Genomic DNA, 19,506 nt, shown 5'->3' on the forward strand with positions numbered 1-19,506 from the left:
CGCGGTCACGGGAACGACACCACCGTCGAGGGCACCGTGGACGTTCCGGACGTCGGCGCGCCCGTGTCGTTGATGACGTGCGCGTACTGCCCGTTGCCGCCGAGCGAGACGACGAGCAGGTTGTGGAAGCGCACGCCCGCACGCACGGGGGCGGCGAAGCCGTGGTGCTGCACGATCGAGGGCGCCACGTTGTAGTAGCAGTAACTGCCCATGCCCCAGCCCTCGTGCGTGGTGACGTTGTCGCCGACGCGGTAGGCGGCGTAGCCCCGGATCGAGCCGTTCTGGATGGCGGCCTGGTTCGGGGCGTCGTACGCCTTCTCGTTCTGGTAGAAGATCGTGCGGCCGCGCTCGCCGAACCACTGCACGTCGTACTTGTTGAAGTGCTCCACGAACAACCCCGTCGCCAGCACGTCGTGGCCGTTGACGACGAGGCCGTGGTCGGCCCGGTTGGTCTCCCAGCCGACGCCGTCGCCGTGGTCGGCGCGCCAGATCCAGGTGTGGTCGATGATCGTGTGCCGGCTGTTGACGACCATGCTGGTGGTGGCCTTGCCGGGGCCCGCGCCGCCGATGCGGATGAAGACGTCCTGCACGCTGATCGGGTTGGCCGAGTGGTCCCGGGAGCTGCCGCTCGGGCCGATCTCCACCAGCGTCGGGGAGTTGACCGGCCCGGCGTCGACCAGGAACCCGGCCAGCCGTACGCCGTCCACGTCGGCGACCTTCACCGCGGTGACGCCGTTGTCCGGGATGATCGTCGCGTAGCCGAGGCCGAGGACGACGGTGCCCGCGCGGTTCACCTGGATCGGCTGGTTCACGTGGTAGATGCCGGGCGTGAGCAGCAGGTGCAGGCCTTCCGACAGGGCCTGGTTGAGGGTGGCGGCGGAGACGCCGGGCTTGGCGACGTAGAACTGGGAGAGCGGCAGCGAGGTGCCGCGCGGAGTTCCGTTGCCCCAGGTCACGCCGCGTGCGTTGGTGCGCTTCTCCGGCAGGAAGACGCGGTACTCGCCGCCGTTCAGGTAGAGGAAGGGCTTCTCCCGCGAGACGGGGGTGGTACTGAGGGTGGTGTACGGCGGGTTCGGGAAGCTCCCGGCGGGCGCGCCCTCGACGCCCGAGAACACCATGTTCCACACCGCGTTGACCCAGCCGCCGACCGCGCTGTCCCGGGTGTACCACTGCTGCTGGGAGTACGGGCCGACCTGGCCGTCGATCCGGCTGTCGGCGATGTAGCCGCCGCTCGCCCAGCCGTAGCCGTTCGGGGCGAGGTTGAGACTGCCGCGCACATGCATACGGCGGAACGGGGCCGCTTGGGAGACCGCCCAGCGGTTGGTGCCGTTGACCGGGACCACGGCCAGGTTCTCCGCGGAGCGCCAGAAGTTCTGGGTGGCGTTGCCGTTGAACCAGCCCGCGTCGACCGTGATGTCGCCGTTGATGGTCGTGTCGTCGGGGGACAGGCCGAGGCCGGAGATGGAGGTGTAGAAGCCGATCTGGGCGTTGAGGCCGTGATAGGTGCCCGGCTTGAACAGCAACTGGTAGCGGCCGGTGCCGAACTGCGCGGACTCCTGCTGCCGGAAGATCTGGTCGAGCCTGGCCTGGATGCCGGGCGTGGAGGGGTCGAAGACGATGACGTTCGGGCCGAGGTCACCGCCGCCCGGCAGGGCGCGCGGGGACCTGCGGGCTGTGCCGGGCGCCGAGGTCGCGGCGGACGCGGGCGTGGCGAGCGAGGCCAGTACGGGGGCGGCGGCAGCGGCGCCGAGAACGGTGCGGCGGCGCACGGCGGAGGGCTCGGGCGTGGCAGGGCCTGTGGGGGCAGGGGACATGGGGGCGACTCTCCTTGTTCGGGAAATGAACGAAACGGAGGTGGGGGAGCGCTCTCTTGGCGTGAATGCTTCAGGCGTGTGAACCAGGCGTCAAGAGGTGCGGCAGCAGTCCGTGGCTCAATTGCCGACGGAGCGTCAAATCACCTGCAGATAAGCCGCTTTGCCGGTTTTCCGGGGGGTATGGGGCGCACCCGCGCTCCGAGCATTGCATTCAAGAGATGCGGTGAGGAGTCCGCTGATCCTTCTGTCGAATCCCTTGACGCCCTCCTGTCGCGCCCTCAGCATTCCGTGGCGGGAGAGCGCTCTCCCGAACCGTTCAGCGACTGTTCCGAGACTCATCGACGAGCTCAGGAGGTCTCCATGCCACGGAGATCGAAAGTCATCTCGGGTGTCCTCATCGCGAGCGCCCTGTTACTGACGTCGCTCGGCGTCGGCGGCATCGCGGCGAGCGACGACGGGGCCGCGCAGGGCGGGAACGCCGCGCACGCCTCAGGACACACCGGCCATGTCATGGCCCCCTCGGTCGCCTCCTCGCCGGAGGACCCCGACGGAGACGGCTACATCCCCGCGAACCCGCCGGTCACCGGCGTCACCCCGTCCACGAAGGAGCCGCCGCACCGCTACTTCCACGAGTTCCAGGCCAACTGCGCGGTCAGCCACACCCGGCCCGACGACCCGATCGTGTATCCGCAGCAGCCGGGCAGGTCCCACGACCACACCTTCATGGGCAACACCACCACCGACGCGGCCAGCACCACCGCCTCGCTCGGCGCCGGCCGCACCACGTGCCTGGCTCCCGGCGACCTATCGGCGTACTGGATGCCGACCCTGTACGACGGCGACCGGCCCGTCCTTCCGGTCGGACCGCAGGTCGTCTACTACAAGGCCGGCGTCACCGACTACACGAGCGTGCGTCCCTTCCCCAAGGGCCTGCGGTTCGTCGTCGGCAGCCCGACGCAGAGCGCCGCCGAGTTCCGGAGCCACAAGGGCTTCGTCGAGGGCTGGGAGTGCGGCGACAGCTACTTCAACGTCGAGTTCCCCGCCAACTGCCCCGACCGGGACGACGTCCAGGTCAACATCCGTATGCAGGCGCCCAGTTGCTGGGACGGCAGGTACTTGGACACGCCCGACCACCAGAGCCACATGTCCTACCCGGTGGTCAACCCCGGCACCAACAACAACATCTGCCCGGCCACCCATCCGGTCGCGCTGCCGATGATCGAGTTCAAGATGGCGTTCCCCGTCAACGGCGACCTGTCGCGGGTGCGGCTGGCCAGCGGCCCGGGCCACTCGTTCCACTACGACTTCTTCAACGCCTGGGACGAGCGGACGCTCAAGGCACTGGTGGACCACTGCGTCGTCGGCGCCCTCCAGTGCAACGCCCGCGGCTACGACGAGACCCACCCCGAGGCGGGTGCGGCACTGAACGAGCGCTACGAGCTGCCCTGACCGCCCGCTCTCGACCGACCGGCCCCGCCGGTCACGCCCCGCCACGGCCGGGCCGCCCCTTCCCCGACGGGGCCGTAGACCCGACGGAACGTAGGGAGCCGACGAGCCCGACGGAACCTACGGGGTCTGGCGGACCAGCGGGCCTGGCGGACCAGCGGGTCCAGGCGGACCCCCCTCGCCATGGCGGGGCCGCCGCTTCCCCTACGGGGCCGACGAGCCCGACGGAGCCGACGAGCCCGACGGAACCTACGGGGTCTGGCGGACCAGCGGGCCTGGCGGACCAGCGGGCCCGGGCGGGCCCGACGGACCTGTGGCCCCGCCGGGCACGCCCCGCCACTTCCCCGACGGGGCCGACGAAGCCCGCCGAGCCCGACGGGCACGGCGGACCCACGAGTCCGAGGGACCCGACTGGCACGGCGGACCCGCGAGCCCGCCGGGCACGGCGGACCAGCGGGCCTGGCGGACCAGCGGGCCCGGGCGGACTCGACGGACCCGTGCCCGGCCGGTCACGCCCTCGCCACGGCCGGGCCGTCACTTCCCCGACGGGGCCGACAAGCCCAACGGGCCCGACGAGCCCGACGGACCCGACTGGCACGGCGGACCCACGAGCCCGACGGACCCGACGAGCCTGCCGGACCCGACGAGCCCGACGGGGACGGCAGGCCCGCGAGCCCGAGGGGCCCCGGGCACGGCGGGCCCTGTGGATCTACGGATCCGGGGACCCGCATGCTTCCCCCGCTTACCCCCCCACCGCCCCCCATCACCCCACACCGGAGAACCCACCATGAGCCGAGCCCATCCCCCCGCGCGCCGTCTGGCCGCGCCCCTCACCGCCGGTCTGCTGGCCGCCGGCGCCCTCACCGCCCTGCCCGTCGGCCAGGCGCACGCCGTCGGCAGCGTCGTGAAGGTCACCGGCGGCCAGGGCGCCTGGCACTTGACCGTGGACGGCAGCCCGTACCAGGTCAAGGGACTGACCTGGGGGCCGTCCGCCGCCGACGCCGGCCGCTACATGCCTGACGTCAGGTCCATGGGCGTCAACACCATCCGCACCTGGGGCACCGACGCGAGCAGCAGACCGCTGCTCGACTCGGCGGCGGCCCACGGCATCAAGGTCATCGCCGGCTTCTGGCTCCAGCCCGGCGGCGGCCCCGGCAGCGGCGGTTGCGTCAACTACGTGACGGACACGGCGTACAAGAACCAGATGCTCGCCGAGTTCCCACGCTGGGTCCAGGAGTACAAGGACCACCCGGGCGTCCTCATGTGGAACGTCGGCAACGAGTCCGTGCTCGGTCTGCAGAACTGCTGGAGCGGCGACGAACTGGAGCGCCAGCGCAACGCCTACACCACCTTCGTCAACGACGTGACCCGACGGATCCACGCCGTCGACCCCAACCACCCGGTCACCTCGACCGACGCCTGGGTCGGCGCCTGGCCGTACTACAAGCGCAACGCCCCCGACCTCGACCTGTACGCGGTCAACGCCTACGACGCCGTCTGCGACATCCGGGCCGCCTGGGAGCAGGGCGGCTACACCAAGCCGTACATCGTCACCGAGACCGGGCCGGCCGGGGAGTGGGAGGTGCCCGACGACGCCAACGGCGTCCCGCTGGAGCCCACCGACCGGGCCAAGGCCGACGGCTACACCAGGGCCTGGGACTGCATCACCGGCCACCGGGGCGTGGCGTTGGGCGCGACGATGTTCCACTACGGCACCGAGTACGACTTCGGCGGCATCTGGTTCAACCTGCTGCCCGCCGGCCAGAAGCGGCTGTCGTACTACGCCGTGAAGAGGGCCTACGGCGCGTCCACGGCAGGCGACAACACCCCGCCGGTGATCTCCGAGTTCGGTGTCGAGGGCGACGCGGGGCGGGTACCGGCGGGCCGGGACCTGGTCCTGACCGTACGCGCGAGCGATCCCGACGGGGACGCGCTGTCCTACGAGGTGCTGACCAACGGCAACTACGTCGACCAGAGCAAGCAGTTGACGCCGGTGCCGGTCACCAGCCTCGGCGGCGGACGTCTCAAGGTCACCGCGCCCGACCGGCCCGGCGTGTGGAAGATCTACGTCAAGGCCACCGACGGCAGGGGCAACGTCGGAGTGGAGACCCGGTCGATCCGGGTGGTGCCGCCCGCCGTCGACGGCACGAACGTGGCCCTCGGCAAACCGGCCACCGCCTCCTCCTACCAGCCCAGTTACGGCGACTGCCCCTGCACGCCCGGGAACGCCGTCGACGGCAACCCCGCCACCCGCTGGGCCAGCGACTGGAGCGACCCGCAGTGGATCCAGGTCGACCTGGGCACACGCACCACGTTCCGGCACGTGCAACTGCACTGGGAGACCTCGTACGCCCGCGCCTACACCCTCCAGACGTCCGACGACGGGGTGAACTGGCGGACGGTGCGCACGGTGACCGACGGCAACGGAGGGGTCGACGACCACGCCGTCTCGGGGACCGGGCGTCATGTGCGGGTCAACGGCACGGCGCGCGGGACGGGTTACGGCTACTCGCTGTACGAGTTCGGCGTCTACAGCTGACCGGCGGACGAGCGGCCGGCCCTCCGGCGGGGGGGCGCGGCCGACGTACCGTACGGCTGATCGAGAACGGGAGCGGGACCAGGTGGGGACGAGCGACGAGGCGACGGCGGACGACATCGACCGGCTGCTGGGGAAGCTGACGCCGCAGGCCAGGGCATCGCTGCTCAGCGGCGCGACGACCTGGCGGACCAGGGCCGAGCCGGCCGTCGGGCTGCGGGAGATGGTGTTGTCGGACGGTCCGGCGGGGGTACGGGGCGAGTCGTGGGACGAGCGGCACACGTCCGTCCTGCTGCCCTCCGCCACGGCGCTCGCCGCCACCTGGGACGAGGTGCTGGTGGAGCGTCTCGGCGGACTGCTCGCCGCCGAGGCGCGCCGCAAGGGTGCCGACGTCCTGCTCGCCCCCACCCTCAATCTGCACCGCAGCCCGCTCGGCGGGCGGCACTTCGAGTGCTTCTCGGAGGACCCCTGCCTCACCGCCCGGATCGGCGCCGCGCTGATCCGGGGGGTGCAGGCGCACGGGGTCGCCGCCACGGCCAAGCACTACGTGGCGAACGACTCCGAGACCGACCGGCTCACCGTGGACGTACGGGTCGGTGAGCGCGCCCTGAGGGAGGTGTACCTCGCCCCCTTCGAGGCGGCGGTGGCCGCCGGGGTCCGGCTGGTCATGGCCGGGTACAACGCGGTCAACGGCACGACCATGACCGCGAGCGGGCTGCTCACGGATCCGCTGAAGAGCGAGTGGGGCTTCGACGGGGTCGTGGTGTCCGACTGGGGCGCCGTGCGCGGCACGGTGGACACCGCCCGGGCCGGCCTCGACCTCGCCATGCCCGGGCCCGACGGTCCCTGGGGCGAGGCGCTCGCCCGCGCGGTGGCCGAGGGGGAGGTGTCCGAGTCCGCCGTGGCCGACAAGGCGCGCCGGGTGCTGCGCCTGGCCGCCCGCGTCGGCGCCCTGGCGGGGGAGCACCCGCCGGCCGTGCCGCGCCGGGGGACCCGTGAGGTGCGGGCACTGGCACGCCGGGCGGTCGCGGCGGGCACGGTCCTGCTGACCAACCGCGGTGTGCTGCCGCTGGACCCGGATCACCTGAGACCCGGCGCCCCGGAGGAGCCCCCGGGCCCGGGTGCCCTCACCCGACCGGGCCGCGGTGGGGCCCGGGAGTCGGCGGGCCGCGTGCAGGTGCCGTCCGGCACCCCGGCGTGGGCGCCCGCGCCGGGTCCGCCCACCCTCGCCGTCCTCGGTGCGCACGCCGCACGCACCCGCACCCAGGGCGGCGGCAGCGCCGGCGTCTTCCCCCATGCCGAGGTGTCCGTCCTGGACGGCATCCGGGCCGCGTTGCGCGGCCGGGCACGGGTCGTCCACGTGCCCGGCCCGCGACCGGAGGGCCCGCCGCCCCCGCTGGACGCGGACACCTGCTCCGACCCGCGCTCCGGGCAGCCCGGCGTGCTGCTGCGCGTGCTCGACGCCGCCGGACATGAGCTGTACGCCGAACGGCGCGGCGGGGGACGGCTGTTGGAACCGCGCCTGGTGCCCGGCGCGCACACCGTCGAGATCAGCGCGCGGCTGCGGCCCCGCACCGAGGGCCGTTGGACACTGGGCGTCGCCGGGTTCGGCCGGATGCGCCTCGAACTGGACGGCCGGGTCCTGCTCGACGGGGAGTTCCCGCCGCTGACCGACGACCCGGCGGTGGTGCACGTCCATCCGCCCGCCCAGTACGCCTTCGCCGAACTGGGCGTCGGACAGGACGCCCTGCTGCTGGCCCGGCGGGAACTCGCGCCCGGCACCGGCCGGGCGACCGTCGTCAGCGCGGCCCCACCCGCACCGGACGTCGCACATGCGCTCGCCCGGGCCGCCCGCGCGGCCCGCGAGGCGGACGCGGCCGTCGTGGTCGTCGGCACCACCGCACACGACGAGTGCGAGGGCCGCGACCGCACCGGCCTGGCGCTGGGCGGCGCCCAGGACGCCCTGGTGCGCGCCGTGGCCGCGGCCAACCCGCGCACGGTGGCCGTGGTCAACAGCGGCGGACCGGTGGAGATGCCCTGGCGCGACGAGGTCGGCGCGCTGCTGCTGGCGTGGTTCCCCGGCCAGGAGGGCGGCGGCGGCCTCGCGGACGTCCTCTTCGGGCGGGCCGAACCGGGCGGACGGCTACCGACCACCTGGCCGGCCGCGCTGGCGGACGCCCCCGTCACGGCCACCGCCCCCACCGACGGCCGGCTCGACTACACCGAGGGCCTGCACGTCGGCCACCGCGCCTGGCTGCGCGAACGGCGCACGCCCGCCTACTGGTTCGGGCACGGCCTCGGATACACGACCTGGTCGTACGAGGAGTTGACGGCACCGCGGGTCGCGCCCGCGGGGGAGGACCTCACGGTGCGCGTCCGGCTGCGCAACACCGGGAGCCGCACGGGGAGGGAGGTGGTGCAGGTGTACCTGGCCCGCCCGCGGGGCCGTGTCGCGTACCCGGAGCGCTGGCTCGCCGGGTACGCCCCGGTCCACGCCGGCCCCGGCGAGACGGTGACGGCGACGGTCCGGATCCCGGCACGGGCCCTGAGCCACTGGTCACCCGGCCACGGCGGCTGGCGCACCGAACCGGGCCCCTGCGAGGTCCTCGCGGGCCGCTCGGCCGGCGACCTGCCGCTCGTGGCGGACGTGGAGGTGGCGGCGACGGAGGTGGACCGCACCCCCGGAGAGCGCTCTACCCCCTGACCCGTTCCCCCCTTTAGGGTGCGGGCATGAGCAGACAGGCCCCGACCCTGGAGGACGTCGCCCGGGAGGCCGGGGTCTCCCGGGCCACCGTGTCCCGGGTCGTCAACGGCGTCCGCAACGTGGACCCCGCCATCCAGGACCTGGTCCGCCGGGCCATCGAACGGACCGGGTACGCCCCCAACCAGGCCGCCCGTTCCCTGGTCACGCGGCGCACCACCACCGTGGCCCTGGTCGTCTCGGGAGCGGGCGACGCCTCGGACGCCGAGCAGGACGCCTTCGCCACGCGGGTGTTCGCGGACCCCTTCTTCGGCCGGGTGGTCGGCGGTGTGGTCGGACACCTGCGGCCGCGCTCGATGCACCCGGTGCTGATGTTCGCGCAGACGCCGAAGGCCCGTCAGGAGGTCGTGACGTATCTGCGCCAAGGCAGTGCGGACGGCGCGCTCGTCGTCTCCACGCACCCGGACGACCCGCTGCCCGCGCTGCTCGCCGACGCCCGGCTGCCGGCGGTCCTGTTCGCCCGGCCCGGACGGCCGCTACCGCTCAGCTACGTCGACCTCGCCCACCGGGACGGTGGCCGGCTCGCCGCCGAGTGCCTGCTCGCCCGGGGGTGCCGCCGCGTCGTCACCGTCGCCGGCCCGCTGGCGGTCGCGGCGAGCCAGGAACGCCTCGCCGGGTTCCGCGACACCATGGCCCGGCACGGGCATCCGTACCTGCCGGTCGCCGAGGGCGGCTTCACGGTGGACAGCGGGATGGCGGCGATGACCTCGCTGCTGTCCGAACACCCGCTTCTGGACGGCGTGTTCACGGCCAACGACCTGATGGCCCAGGGCGCCGTCCAGGTGCTGCGCGAGCACGGGCGCAGGGTCCCGCAGGACGTCGCCGTCGTCGGTTTCGACGACTCCAGCGTGGCCGTCACCTGCCGGCCACGGCTCACCACCGTGCGCCAGCCGGTGGAGGAGATGGCGGCGACGATGGCGCGGCTGCTCGACGAGCACATCAGGGGGACCCGTGCCGAACCCACGTCGGTGATCTTCGATCCCGAACTCGTCGTACGCGACTCGGCCTGACCACCGCCGCTCCGGTGGATCATGACGCCGACGCCACGGTCGGACTACAGGAGTTGGTGCTCGCTCCGGCGTCCGCGCCGGGCCGAGACCCAACCGTTGCACAACGGCACCCCGCCCGGTCCTTTCCCAGGTCCGGGCCATAGTCCCAGGTCATCGGCGGCTCGCCCGCCGTTCCCCTCGCTCCGGCAGGCGGCGTGGGCGGCCGGGCCCGTCAAGAGACGGTGCCGGACATCTTGACGGGCCTTTCTCTTGAGGTTTAACTCACGTCCTAAATTAAGCCATGAGGGGCTTCGGAGCGTGAACGCGAACGGGCGTCGTGCGCCTCCGGGCCGTCCTCGGACTTCTCGACTCCCGGAAGGGACACCAGGAGCCATGCGCAGCATCCGAGCCGCGGCCGTAGGCGCCGTCACCCTGTCTCTCGCTCTCACCGCCTCGGCCTGCGGAGGCGGTTCCGCCTCGGGCGGCGGGTCCAACGACTCGCCCAAGACGCTGACCTACTGGGCCTCCAACCAGGGCGCCAGCGTCGAGGTCGACAAGAAGGTCCTCCAGCCCGAGCTCGACAAGTTCGAGAAGCAGACCGGCATCAAGGTGGAGCTGGAGGTCGTGCCCTGGTCCGACCTGCTGAACCGGATCCTCACCGCCACCACGTCCGGTCAGGGCCCGGACGTGCTCAACATCGGCAACACCTGGAGCGCCTCCCTCCAGGCCACCGGCGCGCTGCTGCCGTGGGACGCGAAGAACCTCGACAAGATCGGCGGCAAGGACCGCTTCGTCGACTCCGCCCTCGGCTCGACCGGCGTCCAGGGACAGGACCCGGCCGCCGTGCCGCTGTACTCGATGGCCTACGCGCTCTACTACAACAAGAAGATGTTCGCCGACGCGGGCATAGAGCAGCCCCCCGCCACCTGGGACGAGCTGGTCGAGACCGGGAAGAAGATCTCCAAGGACGGCAAGTGGGGCCTCGGTGCCGAGGGTTCGAACCTGTCGAACAACATCCACCAGGTCTTCGTCCTCGGCAAGCAGCACGGCGCCGACTTCTTCACCGCCGACGGCAAGCCCGACTTCACCTCCGACGGCGCGGTCGCGGCCGTCAAGCAGTACGTCGACCTGATGGCCGGCGACAAGATCATCGCCCCGGGCAACGCCGAGTACGCGCAGAACCAGTCGCTGAGCGACTTCGCCAAGGGCAAGACGTCGATGGTGCTCTGGCAGACCGCCTCGGCCACCTTCGCGTCCATGGGCATGAAGGAGGACGACTGGGGCGTCGCCCCGGCCCCCGTCCAGTCCGGCGAGCCCGGCACCGGCACGAACACCAACTCCATGGTCGCCGGCATCAACATGGCGGTGTTCAAGAACTCCGACAACATCGACGGCGCCACCGAGTTCGTGAAGTTCATGACCAGTGACGCCGAGCAGAAGATCCTCAACAAGGCGTACGGCTCCATCCCGCCGGTCAAGGCCGCCCAGTCCGACGCCGCGTTCAACTCCCCGGCCACGGCGGTCCTGCGCGAGACCCTGGCGAGCAGTGCCTCCGCGTTGCCCCAGGTCCCGGACGAGTCCCAGTTCGAGACGGCCGTCGGCACGGCGGTCAAGGAACTGTTCGCCGACGCCGCGGCCGGCCGTGAGGTGACCACGGAGTCGGTGAAGGCGGCGCTCACCAAGGCCCAGCAGCAGATGCCGACGAAGTGAGCCCGGACACCACCATGACGACCACCACCGCCTCGGCACGGCCCGGTGAGCGGACGGTCGGCAAGAGCTCCCCCGGTGCGGCGCGCGGCCCCCGCCGCCGCACCGGGCGGATCCGCCGGATCGGCCTGCCCTACCTGCTGCTGCTCCCCGCGCTGGCCCTGGAACTCCTCGTCCACCTGGTGCCGATGGTCATCGGCATCGTGATGAGCTTCAAGGAACTCACCCAGTTCTACATCCGGGACTGGAGCCTCGCCCCGTGGACCGGCGTCGACAACTACCGCATGTCGGTGGACTTCGACGCCCCCGTGGGCCAGGCGCTGCTCGACTCGTTCCTCGTCACCTGCGCCTTCACGGTCCTCTCCGTCGGCCTGTGCTGGTTCATCGGCACCGCCGCCGCGATCTGCATGCAGGACACGTTCCGCGGCCGGGGGCTGCTGCGGGCGCTGTTCCTGGTCCCCTACGCGCTGCCCGTCTACGCCGCGGTCATCACCTGGGCGTTCATGTTCCAGCACGACAACGGCCTGGTGAACCACGTCCTGCACGACCAGCTGGGCCTCACCGACAAGCCCTCGTTCTGGCTGATCGGGGACAACAGCTTCATCGCCCTGCTCGTCGTCTCGGTCTGGAAGGGCTGGCCGTTCGCCTTCCTGATCGTGATGGCGGGTCTGCAGAACATCCCGAGGGACCTGTACGAGGCGGCGGCCCTGGACGGCGCCGGCGTCTGGCAGCAGATCCGCCGCATCACCCTGCCCTCGCTGCGCCCGGTCAACCAGGTGCTGGTCCTGGTGCTGTTCCTGTGGACGTTCAACGACTTCAACACGCCGTACGTCCTGTTCGGCAAGGCGGCACCGGCGGCGGCCGACCTGATCTCCATCCACATCTACCAGTCGTCGTTCGTCACCTGGAACTTCGGCGCCGGCTCGGCGATGTCGGTCCTGCTGCTGCTCTTCCTGCTCGTCGTGACGGGCGTGTACCTGCTGCTGACGTCACGTGGCCGGAGGTCCACCCATGTCTAGGTCTCCGATGGCGGCGCCCCGCTCCTTCCTGTGGACCCGCCGGATCTTCCTGACCCTGCTCACCGGCTTCGTCCTGCTGCCGGTGTACGTCATGGTCTCCAGCTCCCTGAAGCCGCTCCAGGACGTCTCCAGCTCGTTCCGCTGGCTGCCCAGCGAACTGACCGTCCGTCCGTACATCGACATCTGGTCGACGGTCCCGCTCGCCAAGTACTTCGTGAACTCCCTGGTCGTGGCGGGCGCGGCGACGGTCTGCTCGGTGGTGATCGCCGTCTTCGCCGCCTACGCCGTCAGCCGCTACGACTTCCCCGGCAAGCGTGTCTTCTCGGTCACGGTGCTGTCGACGCAGATGTTCCCGGGCATCCTCTTCCTGCTCCCGCTGTTCCTCATCTACGTCAACATCGGCAACGCCACCGGCATCGCCCTGTTCGGCTCGCGGGGCGGACTGATCCTCACCTATCTCACGTTCTCGCTGCCGTTCTCGATCTGGATGCTGATCGGCTACTTCGACTCGGTGCCCCGCGACCTCGACGAGGCGGCGCTGGTGGACGGCTGCGGCCCGCTGCGCGCCCTCGTGCAGGTCGTCGTACCCGCCGCGATCCCCGGCATCGTCGCCGTCGCCGTCTACGCGTTCATGACCGCCTGGGGCGAGGTGCTCTTCGCGTCGGTGATGACCAACGACACCACCCGCACCCTCGCGGTCGGCCTCCAGGGCTACTCCACGCTCAACGACGTGTACTGGAACCAGATCATGGCCGCCTCGCTCGTGGTGAGCGTCCCCGTGGTCGCGGGCTTCCTGCTGCTCCAGCGCTATCTCGTCGCCGGGCTGACGGCCGGGGCCGTCAAGTGACCGACGCACCAGTCTCCGAAAGGACTTCCGTGACCATCGACCTCGCCGCACTCCCGCACGACTTCCTGTGGGGCACGGCCACCTCGGCGTACCAGATCGAGGGAGCCGTGGCGGAGGACGGCCGCTCGCCGTCGATCTGGGACACGTTCTCGCACACCCCCGGCAAGATCGCGGGCGACGACCACGGCGACGTCGCCTGCGACCACTACCACCGCTGGCGCGAGGACATCGGTCTGATGCGCCGGCTGGGCACCAACGCCTACCGCCTCTCGATCGCCTGGCCGCGCGTCGTACCGGGCGGCGACGGCCCGGTGAACTCGAAGGGGCTGGCCTTCTACGACGAACTGGTCGACGGTCTGCTGGAGGCGGGCATCACCCCCTCGGTCACGCTCTACCACTGGGACCTGCCCCAGGCGCTCCAGGACCGCGGCGGCTGGCCGGAGCGCGAGACGGCCGAGCACTTCGCGGCGTACGCGTCCGTCGTCGCGGAGCGCCTCGGCGACCGGGTGTCCCACTGGGCCACGCTCAACGAGCCCCTGTGCTCCGCGTGGATCGGTCACCTGGAGGGCAAGATGGCCCCCGGCTGGACGGACCTGACGGCGGCGGTGCGGGCCTCGTACCACCTGCTCCTCGCGCACGGCCTCGGCATGCAGGCCATCAGGGCGGCGGCCCCGCACGCCCAGGTCGGCATCGTCAACAACCTCTCCACGATCCACGCGGCGTCGGACCGGCCGCAGGACCTCGCGGCCGCCCGCCGCATGGACGGCCACACCAACCGCTGGTGGCTGGACCCGGTGCACGGCCGCGGCTTCCCGCAGGACATGCGGGAGGTGTACGGCGTGGAACTCCCCGAGCAGCCGGGCGACATGGCGGCCATCGGGGGCGCGCTGGACTGGCTGGGCCTGAACTACTACTTCCCGCAGACGGTCGCCGACGACCCGGACGCCCCCGCGCCCCAGGTCCGCACCGTCCGGCGCGACGGCGTCCCGCGCACCGGCATGGACTGGGAGATCGACGCGAGCGGCATCGAGGAACTGCTGCTGCGCCTGACGCGGGAGTACGGGCCGCGCAGGCTGTACGTCACGGAGAACGGCTCCTCGTTCCCCGACGTGGTGCGCCCCGACGGCACGATCGACGACCCGGAGCGCCAGGCCTACCTGGTCCAGCACCTGGCGGCGTGCGCGTCGGCGGCCCGCAAGGGGGCGCCGCTGGCGGGGTACTTCGCCTGGTCGTTGCTGGACAACTTCGAGTGGGCGTACGGCTACGACAAGCGGTTCGGGCTGGTCCACGTCGACTACGCGACCCAGGTCCGCACCATCAAGGGTGCCGGCCACCGGTACGCGGAGATCGTCCGCGACCACCGGGGCCGGGCGCGCGAGGCGGCGTAGCGGCACCGGCGGGTCCGAAGACCCCGTGGTGGGCGCGGTCGCGGGAGTCCGCGTCCACCACGGCTGCACGGCTGCACGACTGGAACGACTGCACGCACGTGTCAGGTATGCCAGAAGGTATGTCAGGTGCACGACAACCTTGCCAAGGAGACCCGCATGCAGCTCCGCACCCCCCGCACCCCCCGCGTCCTCGTGACCGCGTTGACGGCCGTCGCCCTGCTCTGCGCCGGCCCAGGACTCACCGCACCCGCCGCTGCCGGACCCTCGGCCGCGGCGGCCTGGGACACCGACCGGGCCGCTTCCGCCTACGCCGCCGCCCCGTCCTCCGTCACGGCCTCCGGCAGCGAGAACGGCGGCACCGCCCCGGGCCTCGCCTTCGACGGCAACGGCGGCACCCGCTGGTCGAGCGACTTCGCGGACGACGCCTGGATCCGCGTAGACCTCGGCTCGACGATCCGCGTCGACCGGGTCGTCCTCGACTGGGAGGCGGCGTACGGCAAGCGGTACGTCCTGGAGGCCTCGCGCAACGGCACCGACTGGACCCCGTTCTACACGGAGACGGCCGGCACCGGCGGCTCGGTCACGGCCCACACGTACCCGCAGGAGGTCACGGCCCGCTACGTCCGCATGCGCGGCGTCGAGCGCGCCACCGCCTGGGGCTACTCCCTGTTCTCCTTCAAGGTCTACGGCGGCGAACCGGCTCCCGCCTCCACCACGCGCACCAACCTGGCCCTGCACCACCCGGCCTACGCGAACTTCTACCAGCACGCGGGCAACTCACCCGCCTTCGTCACGGACGGCGGATGGCCCGCCGACCTGAAGGCGGACGCCAGCCGCTGGGCCTCCGACTGGAACGCGAGCCGCTGGGTCTCGGTCGACCTCGGCGCGACATCGACCATCGACACCGTCGACCTCTACTGGGAGGCCGCCTACGCCGTCGACTACGAACTCCAGGTCTCGGACGACAACCGCACCTGGCGCACGGTGTACCGCCCGACGGCCGCCGAGGTCGCGGCCCGCCGCGCGGACGTGAAGGCCCCGGGCGAGGCGACCGGCCGCCACGACTCGGTCCGCCTCCCCGCGCCCGCCACCGGCCGCTACGTGCGCATGCTCGGCAAGGAACGCCGCTCCTTCCACAACCCCGCCCCGCACACGGCCCAGTTCGGCTACTCCCTCTACGAGTTCCAGGTCTGGGGCACCGGCGGCTCGGCCGCGGCGGCTTACCCGGCGCTGCCGGGCGACCCGTCCGGCGCGTACCGCACCACCTTCTTCGACGACTTCACGTCGGCCGCGCTGGACCGCGCCAAGTGGCGGGTGGTCCGTACGGGCACGGAGATGGGCCCGGTGAACGGCGAGTCCCAGGCGTACGTCGACTCCCCGGACACCATCCGCCAGGAGAACGGCGCACTGGTGCTGCGGGCCACGTACTGCAAGGGCTGCACCAAGGCGGGCGGCGGCACCTACGACTTCACCTCCGGCCGCATCGACACCCACACCAAGTTCGACTTCACGTACGGCAGGGTGAGCGCCCGTATGAAGCTCCCGGTCGGCGACGGCTTCTGGCCCGCCTTCTGGCTGCTGGGCAGCAACGTCGACGACCCCACGGTCTCCTGGCCCGCCTCCGGCGAGACCGACATCATGGAGAACGTCGGCTACGCGGACTGGACCAGCACCGCACTGCACGGCCCCGGCTACTCCGCCGACGGCAACATCGGTGCCCGGCAGGTGTATCCGAACGGCGGCCGCGCCGACCAGTGGCACACCTACGCGGTGGAGTGGACGCCGACCGGCATGAAGTTCTTCGTCGACGACCGCCTGGTCCAGGAGACGAGCCGCAACAAGCTGGAGTCGACGCGCGGCCAGTGGGTCTTCGACCACCACCAGTACGTCATCCTGAACCTCGCCCTGGGCGGCGCCTATCCCGCCGGCTGGAACCAGGTCACCACCCCCTACTGGGGCCTGCCCCAGTCGAGCGTGGACCGGATCGCGGGCGGGGGAGTGCGGGCGGAGGTGGACTGGGTCCGCGTGGAGCAGAAGGGCTGAGCGACCGGGCGGGAGACGAGGCGTCGGTGGCCGACGGCCCGTCTCCCGCCCGGTCCCGTTCGATGGCACCATGCTCCACAGCCGCTTCGTCGATCTGTCCGGGCAGCAGCGAGACACACCGCAGGGAGCCGCCGTGATCACGACCGTGACCGCCGTCCTGACCCCCTTTCGTTCCCGAGTCCTGCTCGTGCTCGCGGTGCTGCTGGCGACCGTCGCGCCGGCCGCGCCGACGCTCGCCGCCGCACCCGTTCCCCCGCCGACCGGCGCCGCGCGCCCCTCGGGCGCCGAGGTCGTGGCGGTCACCCAGGTCGCGGACCGGCAGGTCGACCTGTCGGTGCGGTCGAGCGCCCTCGGCGGCCGCACCGTGCAGGTGCGCCTGCTCACCCCCGACGGCTGGAACCCCGACGACCGGCGCCGCCACTGGCCGACGCTCTGGCTGCTGCACGGCTGCTGCGGGGACTACACGTCATGGACCCGCATGACCGACGTCGCCGAGACCGAGAGCCTGCGCGACGTGCTGGTGGTGATGCCGGAGGCCGGCTGGAACGGCTGGTACACCGACTGGTGGAACCACGGCGAGGGCGGCGACCCCGCGTGGGAGACCTTCCACACGGTGGAACTGCGACGGCTCCTGGAGAGCGACTGGGGCGCCGGCCGCGACCGCGTCGTCGCCGGTCTGTCCATGGGCGGCCAGGGCGCCCTGCTCTACGCCGCCCGGCACCCGGGCATGTTCAAGGCGACCGCCGCGTACTCCGGTTCGGCGCACCCCCTGCTGAACCAGGAGTCGGTCGACCGGATCATGGGCCTGTTCGCCGGCCAGGGCAACGACCCCCTGCGGATCTGGGGCGACCCGGTGGCCCAGCGCCGTATCTGGCAGTCCCACGACCCGTACCACCTGGCGAAGCGGCTCAAGTCCCTGCCCGTCTACCTCTCCTGCGGCGACGGCACCGCGGGCCCCCTCGACCCACCGGGCGCGACGAACCCCCTGGAGGCCGACTTCAACCGCCAGAACCACGCCCTGGCCGCCGAACTGAAGCGCGTCGGCGCCCGGCACGTCACCACCCACTTCTACGGCCCCGGCACCCACACCTGGGCCTACTGGGAACGCGAACTCCACGCCTCACTGCCGATACTGCTCGCCGCCCTGAACGCCGACACCTGACCCCGACCGGGACCTGCCCCGTCAGGGCACCTCGCGGCGCACGAGCGCCCTGACGAAGGACTCGCCGGACCGCCGGGCGCCCACCATCCGCTCACGTACCTCCCGCAGGGTGCGCGGACGGTAACCGGGGCCGCCGCAGCAGCTCTTGTGAAAGCGAACACCGGCGTTCAGCAGAACGGAGAGGGTGCGCCAGGCCGCGACATCCCGCCGCGGCGGCGGGGCGAAGGCCGAACCCACGTGGATCATCGTCCCCGCACAGCGGGGGCAGACCCGCTGCCTGTCCGGGCCGTAGGGCTGCTTGTACGAGGCCCGACAGGGCAGACAGACGTACGAGGTCTTCGCGTGGGCCATTCCGGCAGCATAGTGCGCACGGCGGTCCCAGCAACTGCTCTCCTGCCGCCTTCCCGCCCACCGTCGGCCTCCCTGGAGCACAAGGCTACGATCAGTGTGCATACGCGACTTGTCATGCCGCGGCTACGGGGGCGACTCACAGGTCTGGCTGAAGGTCGACTCGGCCGGCAAGTACGACCTCGAGCTTGCCGCCAACGAGTACATGGTGGACGGTCACACCCTGGACAAGCACGTGGGCAAGACGGACGAGCAGCTTGCGCAGCGCCTGCGTGACCAGCCGGCGAACCCGAACCAGGGTCCGACCCTGACCTGGCCATACGAAAAGCCGAAAATCAAAGCCTCTTCGGCCTTCCCGAACTACCGGCGGGCAGAGGAGCTGACCGAATACAACCTCAACCAGAACAAGGCCGCGATCGAGGCGTGGATCAAGGGCCCGCCGCCGCCGGCCGACGGCACGGTCGAACCGTTCTACTCCACTACGCCCAACGGCGAGATCAGCGGCCGCAGCGTGTTCAAGCAGCCAGTGGACCCCAGCGATCCGCTGTCCGGGTACAAGCAGGGCGGCCTGAGGGCCAAGGCATACGACGTGACCGGCATCGACACGCGCATCAGGTACGACAGCAGTCGCACACCGCCGTTCACCGTCATGACGTCGATGCCCTATGCGCCCTAGGGTGCCCTGCCGAACCGACCGAGAAAGGCCAGCACCACATGTCCGTCGACCAGGCTTCTTGGGAAGCTGCGGTGCGTCACCTGTACGAGGACGCGTACCCGTACGACGCCACGGGCCCGCGCCGCCACGAGGACTGGGTCCTCGACGTGCTCGCGCTGATGGCGCGGGTCCCGGACCCACGAGGTTGGACCGGTCTCGACGACGCGGCTCAAGCCCCGGAGCGCGAGGCCTCACCCACATATCCCTTCGCCGCGTACCCCGCGAAGAGCGTCGCGCCGCGTCTTCAGGAGATCGACCGGGAGAGTGCCGAGAATCTGCTCCTGGCCCTCACGGACGACGGGTGCACCCTTTCCAACCTGAGGCGTTTCGCGGAGAGCGAGGAGGAACTGCGGGAGATGGCGCGCACGATCCTCGCGCGCTACGGGGACGAGGCCCGCTATCACACCAACATCAGCAAGCCGGGCCATGTGCGTGGCACGCTCGACTTCACATCGTCCAGCTGGGCGTACAGCCCGCTCAGCATCTACACGGAGGACTTCGGCCTGATCGTCGTCTCCGACACCGAGGTGGGCATGTTCTGGAACTTCGCCGACTACTGACCCGTCGGAACTCCACGAGCTGCTCGCCCTCCCTTTGGACGAGGGCGACTACGCCCTGGCAGCCGCAGAACTCGGCATGGAGGTCGGCCCGCCCGAACCGGCCTCCTACGGTGACTGGTTCCAGTCGGTGGCGGCGAGGTGGTCCGGCATCTGATCGGGCCTTTATCGACC

General features: G+C 71.6%; 14 protein-coding genes and 1 pseudogene. 13 read left to right on the top strand and 2 right to left on the bottom strand.

Annotated elements, in window-relative coordinates; genetic code table 11:
• Positions 1-5 precede the first annotated feature (5 nt).
• Complete coding sequence (locus ACZ7LV_RS13585) at positions 6-1,814, bottom strand: coagulation factor 5/8 type domain-containing protein (protein WP_471938915.1); 1,809 nt, start codon at positions 1,812-1,814, stop codon at positions 6-8.
• A 360-nt stretch (positions 1,815-2,174) separates the two neighbouring features.
• Between ACZ7LV_RS13585 and ACZ7LV_RS13590 the strand changes: the two genes are divergently transcribed.
• The 10 genes from ACZ7LV_RS13590 (at position 2,175) to ACZ7LV_RS13635 (ending at position 17,712) form a co-directional block, all read left to right on the top strand.
• The gene (locus tag ACZ7LV_RS13590) at positions 2,175-3,263 is read left to right on the top strand and encodes a DUF1996 domain-containing protein (protein WP_471938916.1); all 1,089 of its coding nucleotides are present in this window, start codon (positions 2,175-2,177) and stop codon (positions 3,261-3,263) included.
• A gap of 784 nt (positions 3,264-4,047) precedes the next feature.
• Positions 4,048-5,799, top strand: coding sequence for a discoidin domain-containing protein (locus ACZ7LV_RS13595; RefSeq protein WP_471938918.1), 1,752 nt, complete (start codon positions 4,048-4,050; stop codon positions 5,797-5,799).
• Between the two features lie 82 nt (positions 5,800-5,881).
• Positions 5,882-8,500, top strand: a complete 2,619-nt coding sequence (locus ACZ7LV_RS13600) for a glycoside hydrolase family 3 C-terminal domain-containing protein (protein WP_471938920.1) — start codon at positions 5,882-5,884, stop codon at positions 8,498-8,500.
• 26 nt (positions 8,501-8,526) lie between these two features.
• The gene (locus tag ACZ7LV_RS13605) at positions 8,527-9,567 is read left to right on the top strand and encodes a LacI family DNA-binding transcriptional regulator (RefSeq protein ID WP_471938921.1); all 1,041 of its coding nucleotides are present in this window, start codon (positions 8,527-8,529) and stop codon (positions 9,565-9,567) included.
• A gap of 372 nt (positions 9,568-9,939) precedes the next feature.
• Positions 9,940-11,256, top strand: a complete 1,317-nt coding sequence (locus tag ACZ7LV_RS13610; RefSeq protein ID WP_471938923.1) for an ABC transporter substrate-binding protein — start codon at positions 9,940-9,942, stop codon at positions 11,254-11,256.
• A gap of 14 nt (positions 11,257-11,270) precedes the next feature.
• Entirely contained in the window at positions 11,271-12,272 is a 1,002-nt protein-coding gene (locus tag ACZ7LV_RS13615) for a carbohydrate ABC transporter permease (protein WP_401666053.1), read from the top strand.
• 7 nt (positions 12,273-12,279) lie between these two features.
• The gene (locus ACZ7LV_RS13620) at positions 12,280-13,119 is read left to right on the top strand and encodes a carbohydrate ABC transporter permease (protein WP_385377516.1); all 840 of its coding nucleotides are present in this window, start codon (positions 12,280-12,282) and stop codon (positions 13,117-13,119) included.
• A 29-nt stretch (positions 13,120-13,148) separates the two neighbouring features.
• A complete protein-coding gene (locus ACZ7LV_RS13625) occupies positions 13,149-14,507 on the top strand; it encodes a GH1 family beta-glucosidase (protein WP_471938926.1) in 1,359 nt (452 codons plus the stop codon).
• Positions 14,508-14,663: 156 nt separating this feature from the next.
• Positions 14,664-16,550 (top strand): discoidin domain-containing protein, encoded by a 1,887-nt coding sequence (locus ACZ7LV_RS13630; RefSeq protein ID WP_471939214.1) that lies wholly within the window; start codon positions 14,664-14,666, stop codon positions 16,548-16,550.
• 145 nt (positions 16,551-16,695) lie between these two features.
• Positions 16,696-17,712 (top strand): alpha/beta hydrolase, encoded by a 1,017-nt coding sequence (locus tag ACZ7LV_RS13635; RefSeq protein ID WP_471939216.1) that lies wholly within the window; start codon positions 16,696-16,698, stop codon positions 17,710-17,712.
• A 21-nt stretch (positions 17,713-17,733) separates the two neighbouring features.
• Here the strand turns inward: ACZ7LV_RS13635 and ACZ7LV_RS13640 are convergent, their stop codons facing one another.
• Positions 17,734-18,063 carry a deoxyxylulose-5-phosphate synthase gene (locus ACZ7LV_RS13640; protein ID WP_471938928.1) on the bottom strand — a complete coding sequence of 110 codons (330 nt, stop codon included), beginning with the start codon at positions 18,061-18,063 and terminating at the stop codon, positions 17,734-17,736.
• A gap of 94 nt (positions 18,064-18,157) precedes the next feature.
• On the opposite strand from ACZ7LV_RS13640, the gene ACZ7LV_RS13645 reads away from it, so the two are divergent.
• The 3 genes and pseudogenes from ACZ7LV_RS13645 to ACZ7LV_RS13655 all read left to right on the top strand — a co-directional run.
• Entirely contained in the window at positions 18,158-18,736 is a 579-nt protein-coding gene (locus tag ACZ7LV_RS13645) for a hypothetical protein (protein WP_471938930.1), read from the top strand.
• A gap of 38 nt (positions 18,737-18,774) precedes the next feature.
• Positions 18,775-19,335: a hypothetical protein gene (locus ACZ7LV_RS13650; protein ID WP_471938933.1), complete on the top strand. Its 561-nt coding sequence runs from the start codon at positions 18,775-18,777 to the stop codon at positions 19,333-19,335.
• A gap of 16 nt (positions 19,336-19,351) precedes the next feature.
• Positions 19,352-19,489: pseudogene (locus ACZ7LV_RS13655) on the top strand (contact-dependent growth inhibition system immunity protein); the annotation flags it as partial.
• Between the last annotated feature and the right edge of the window lie 17 nt (positions 19,490-19,506).

It is taken from the genome of Streptomyces sp. NPDC107562 (genome assembly GCF_055657325.1).

Bases quoted from the DNA above. Each gene is read 5' to 3' on its own strand.
- ACZ7LV_RS13585 (WP_471938915.1), bottom strand. From the start codon at position 1,814: ATGTCCCCTGCCCCCACAGGCCCTGCCACGCCCGAGCCCTCCGCCGTG.
- ACZ7LV_RS13590 (WP_471938916.1), top strand. From the start codon at position 2,175: ATGCCACGGAGATCGAAAGTCATCTCGGGTGTCCTCATCGCGAGCGCC.
- ACZ7LV_RS13595 (WP_471938918.1), top strand. From the start codon at position 4,048: ATGAGCCGAGCCCATCCCCCCGCGCGCCGTCTGGCCGCGCCCCTCACC.
- ACZ7LV_RS13605 (WP_471938921.1), top strand. From the start codon at position 8,527: ATGAGCAGACAGGCCCCGACCCTGGAGGACGTCGCCCGGGAGGCCGGG.
- ACZ7LV_RS13610 (WP_471938923.1), top strand. From the start codon at position 9,940: ATGCGCAGCATCCGAGCCGCGGCCGTAGGCGCCGTCACCCTGTCTCTC.
- ACZ7LV_RS13615 (WP_401666053.1), top strand. From the start codon at position 11,271: ATGACGACCACCACCGCCTCGGCACGGCCCGGTGAGCGGACGGTCGGC.
- ACZ7LV_RS13620 (WP_385377516.1), top strand. From the start codon at position 12,280: ATGGCGGCGCCCCGCTCCTTCCTGTGGACCCGCCGGATCTTCCTGACC.
- ACZ7LV_RS13630 (WP_471939214.1), top strand. From the start codon at position 14,664: ATGCAGCTCCGCACCCCCCGCACCCCCCGCGTCCTCGTGACCGCGTTG.
- ACZ7LV_RS13640 (WP_471938928.1), bottom strand. From the start codon at position 18,063: ATGGCCCACGCGAAGACCTCGTACGTCTGTCTGCCCTGTCGGGCCTCG.
- ACZ7LV_RS13650 (WP_471938933.1), top strand. From the start codon at position 18,775: ATGTCCGTCGACCAGGCTTCTTGGGAAGCTGCGGTGCGTCACCTGTAC.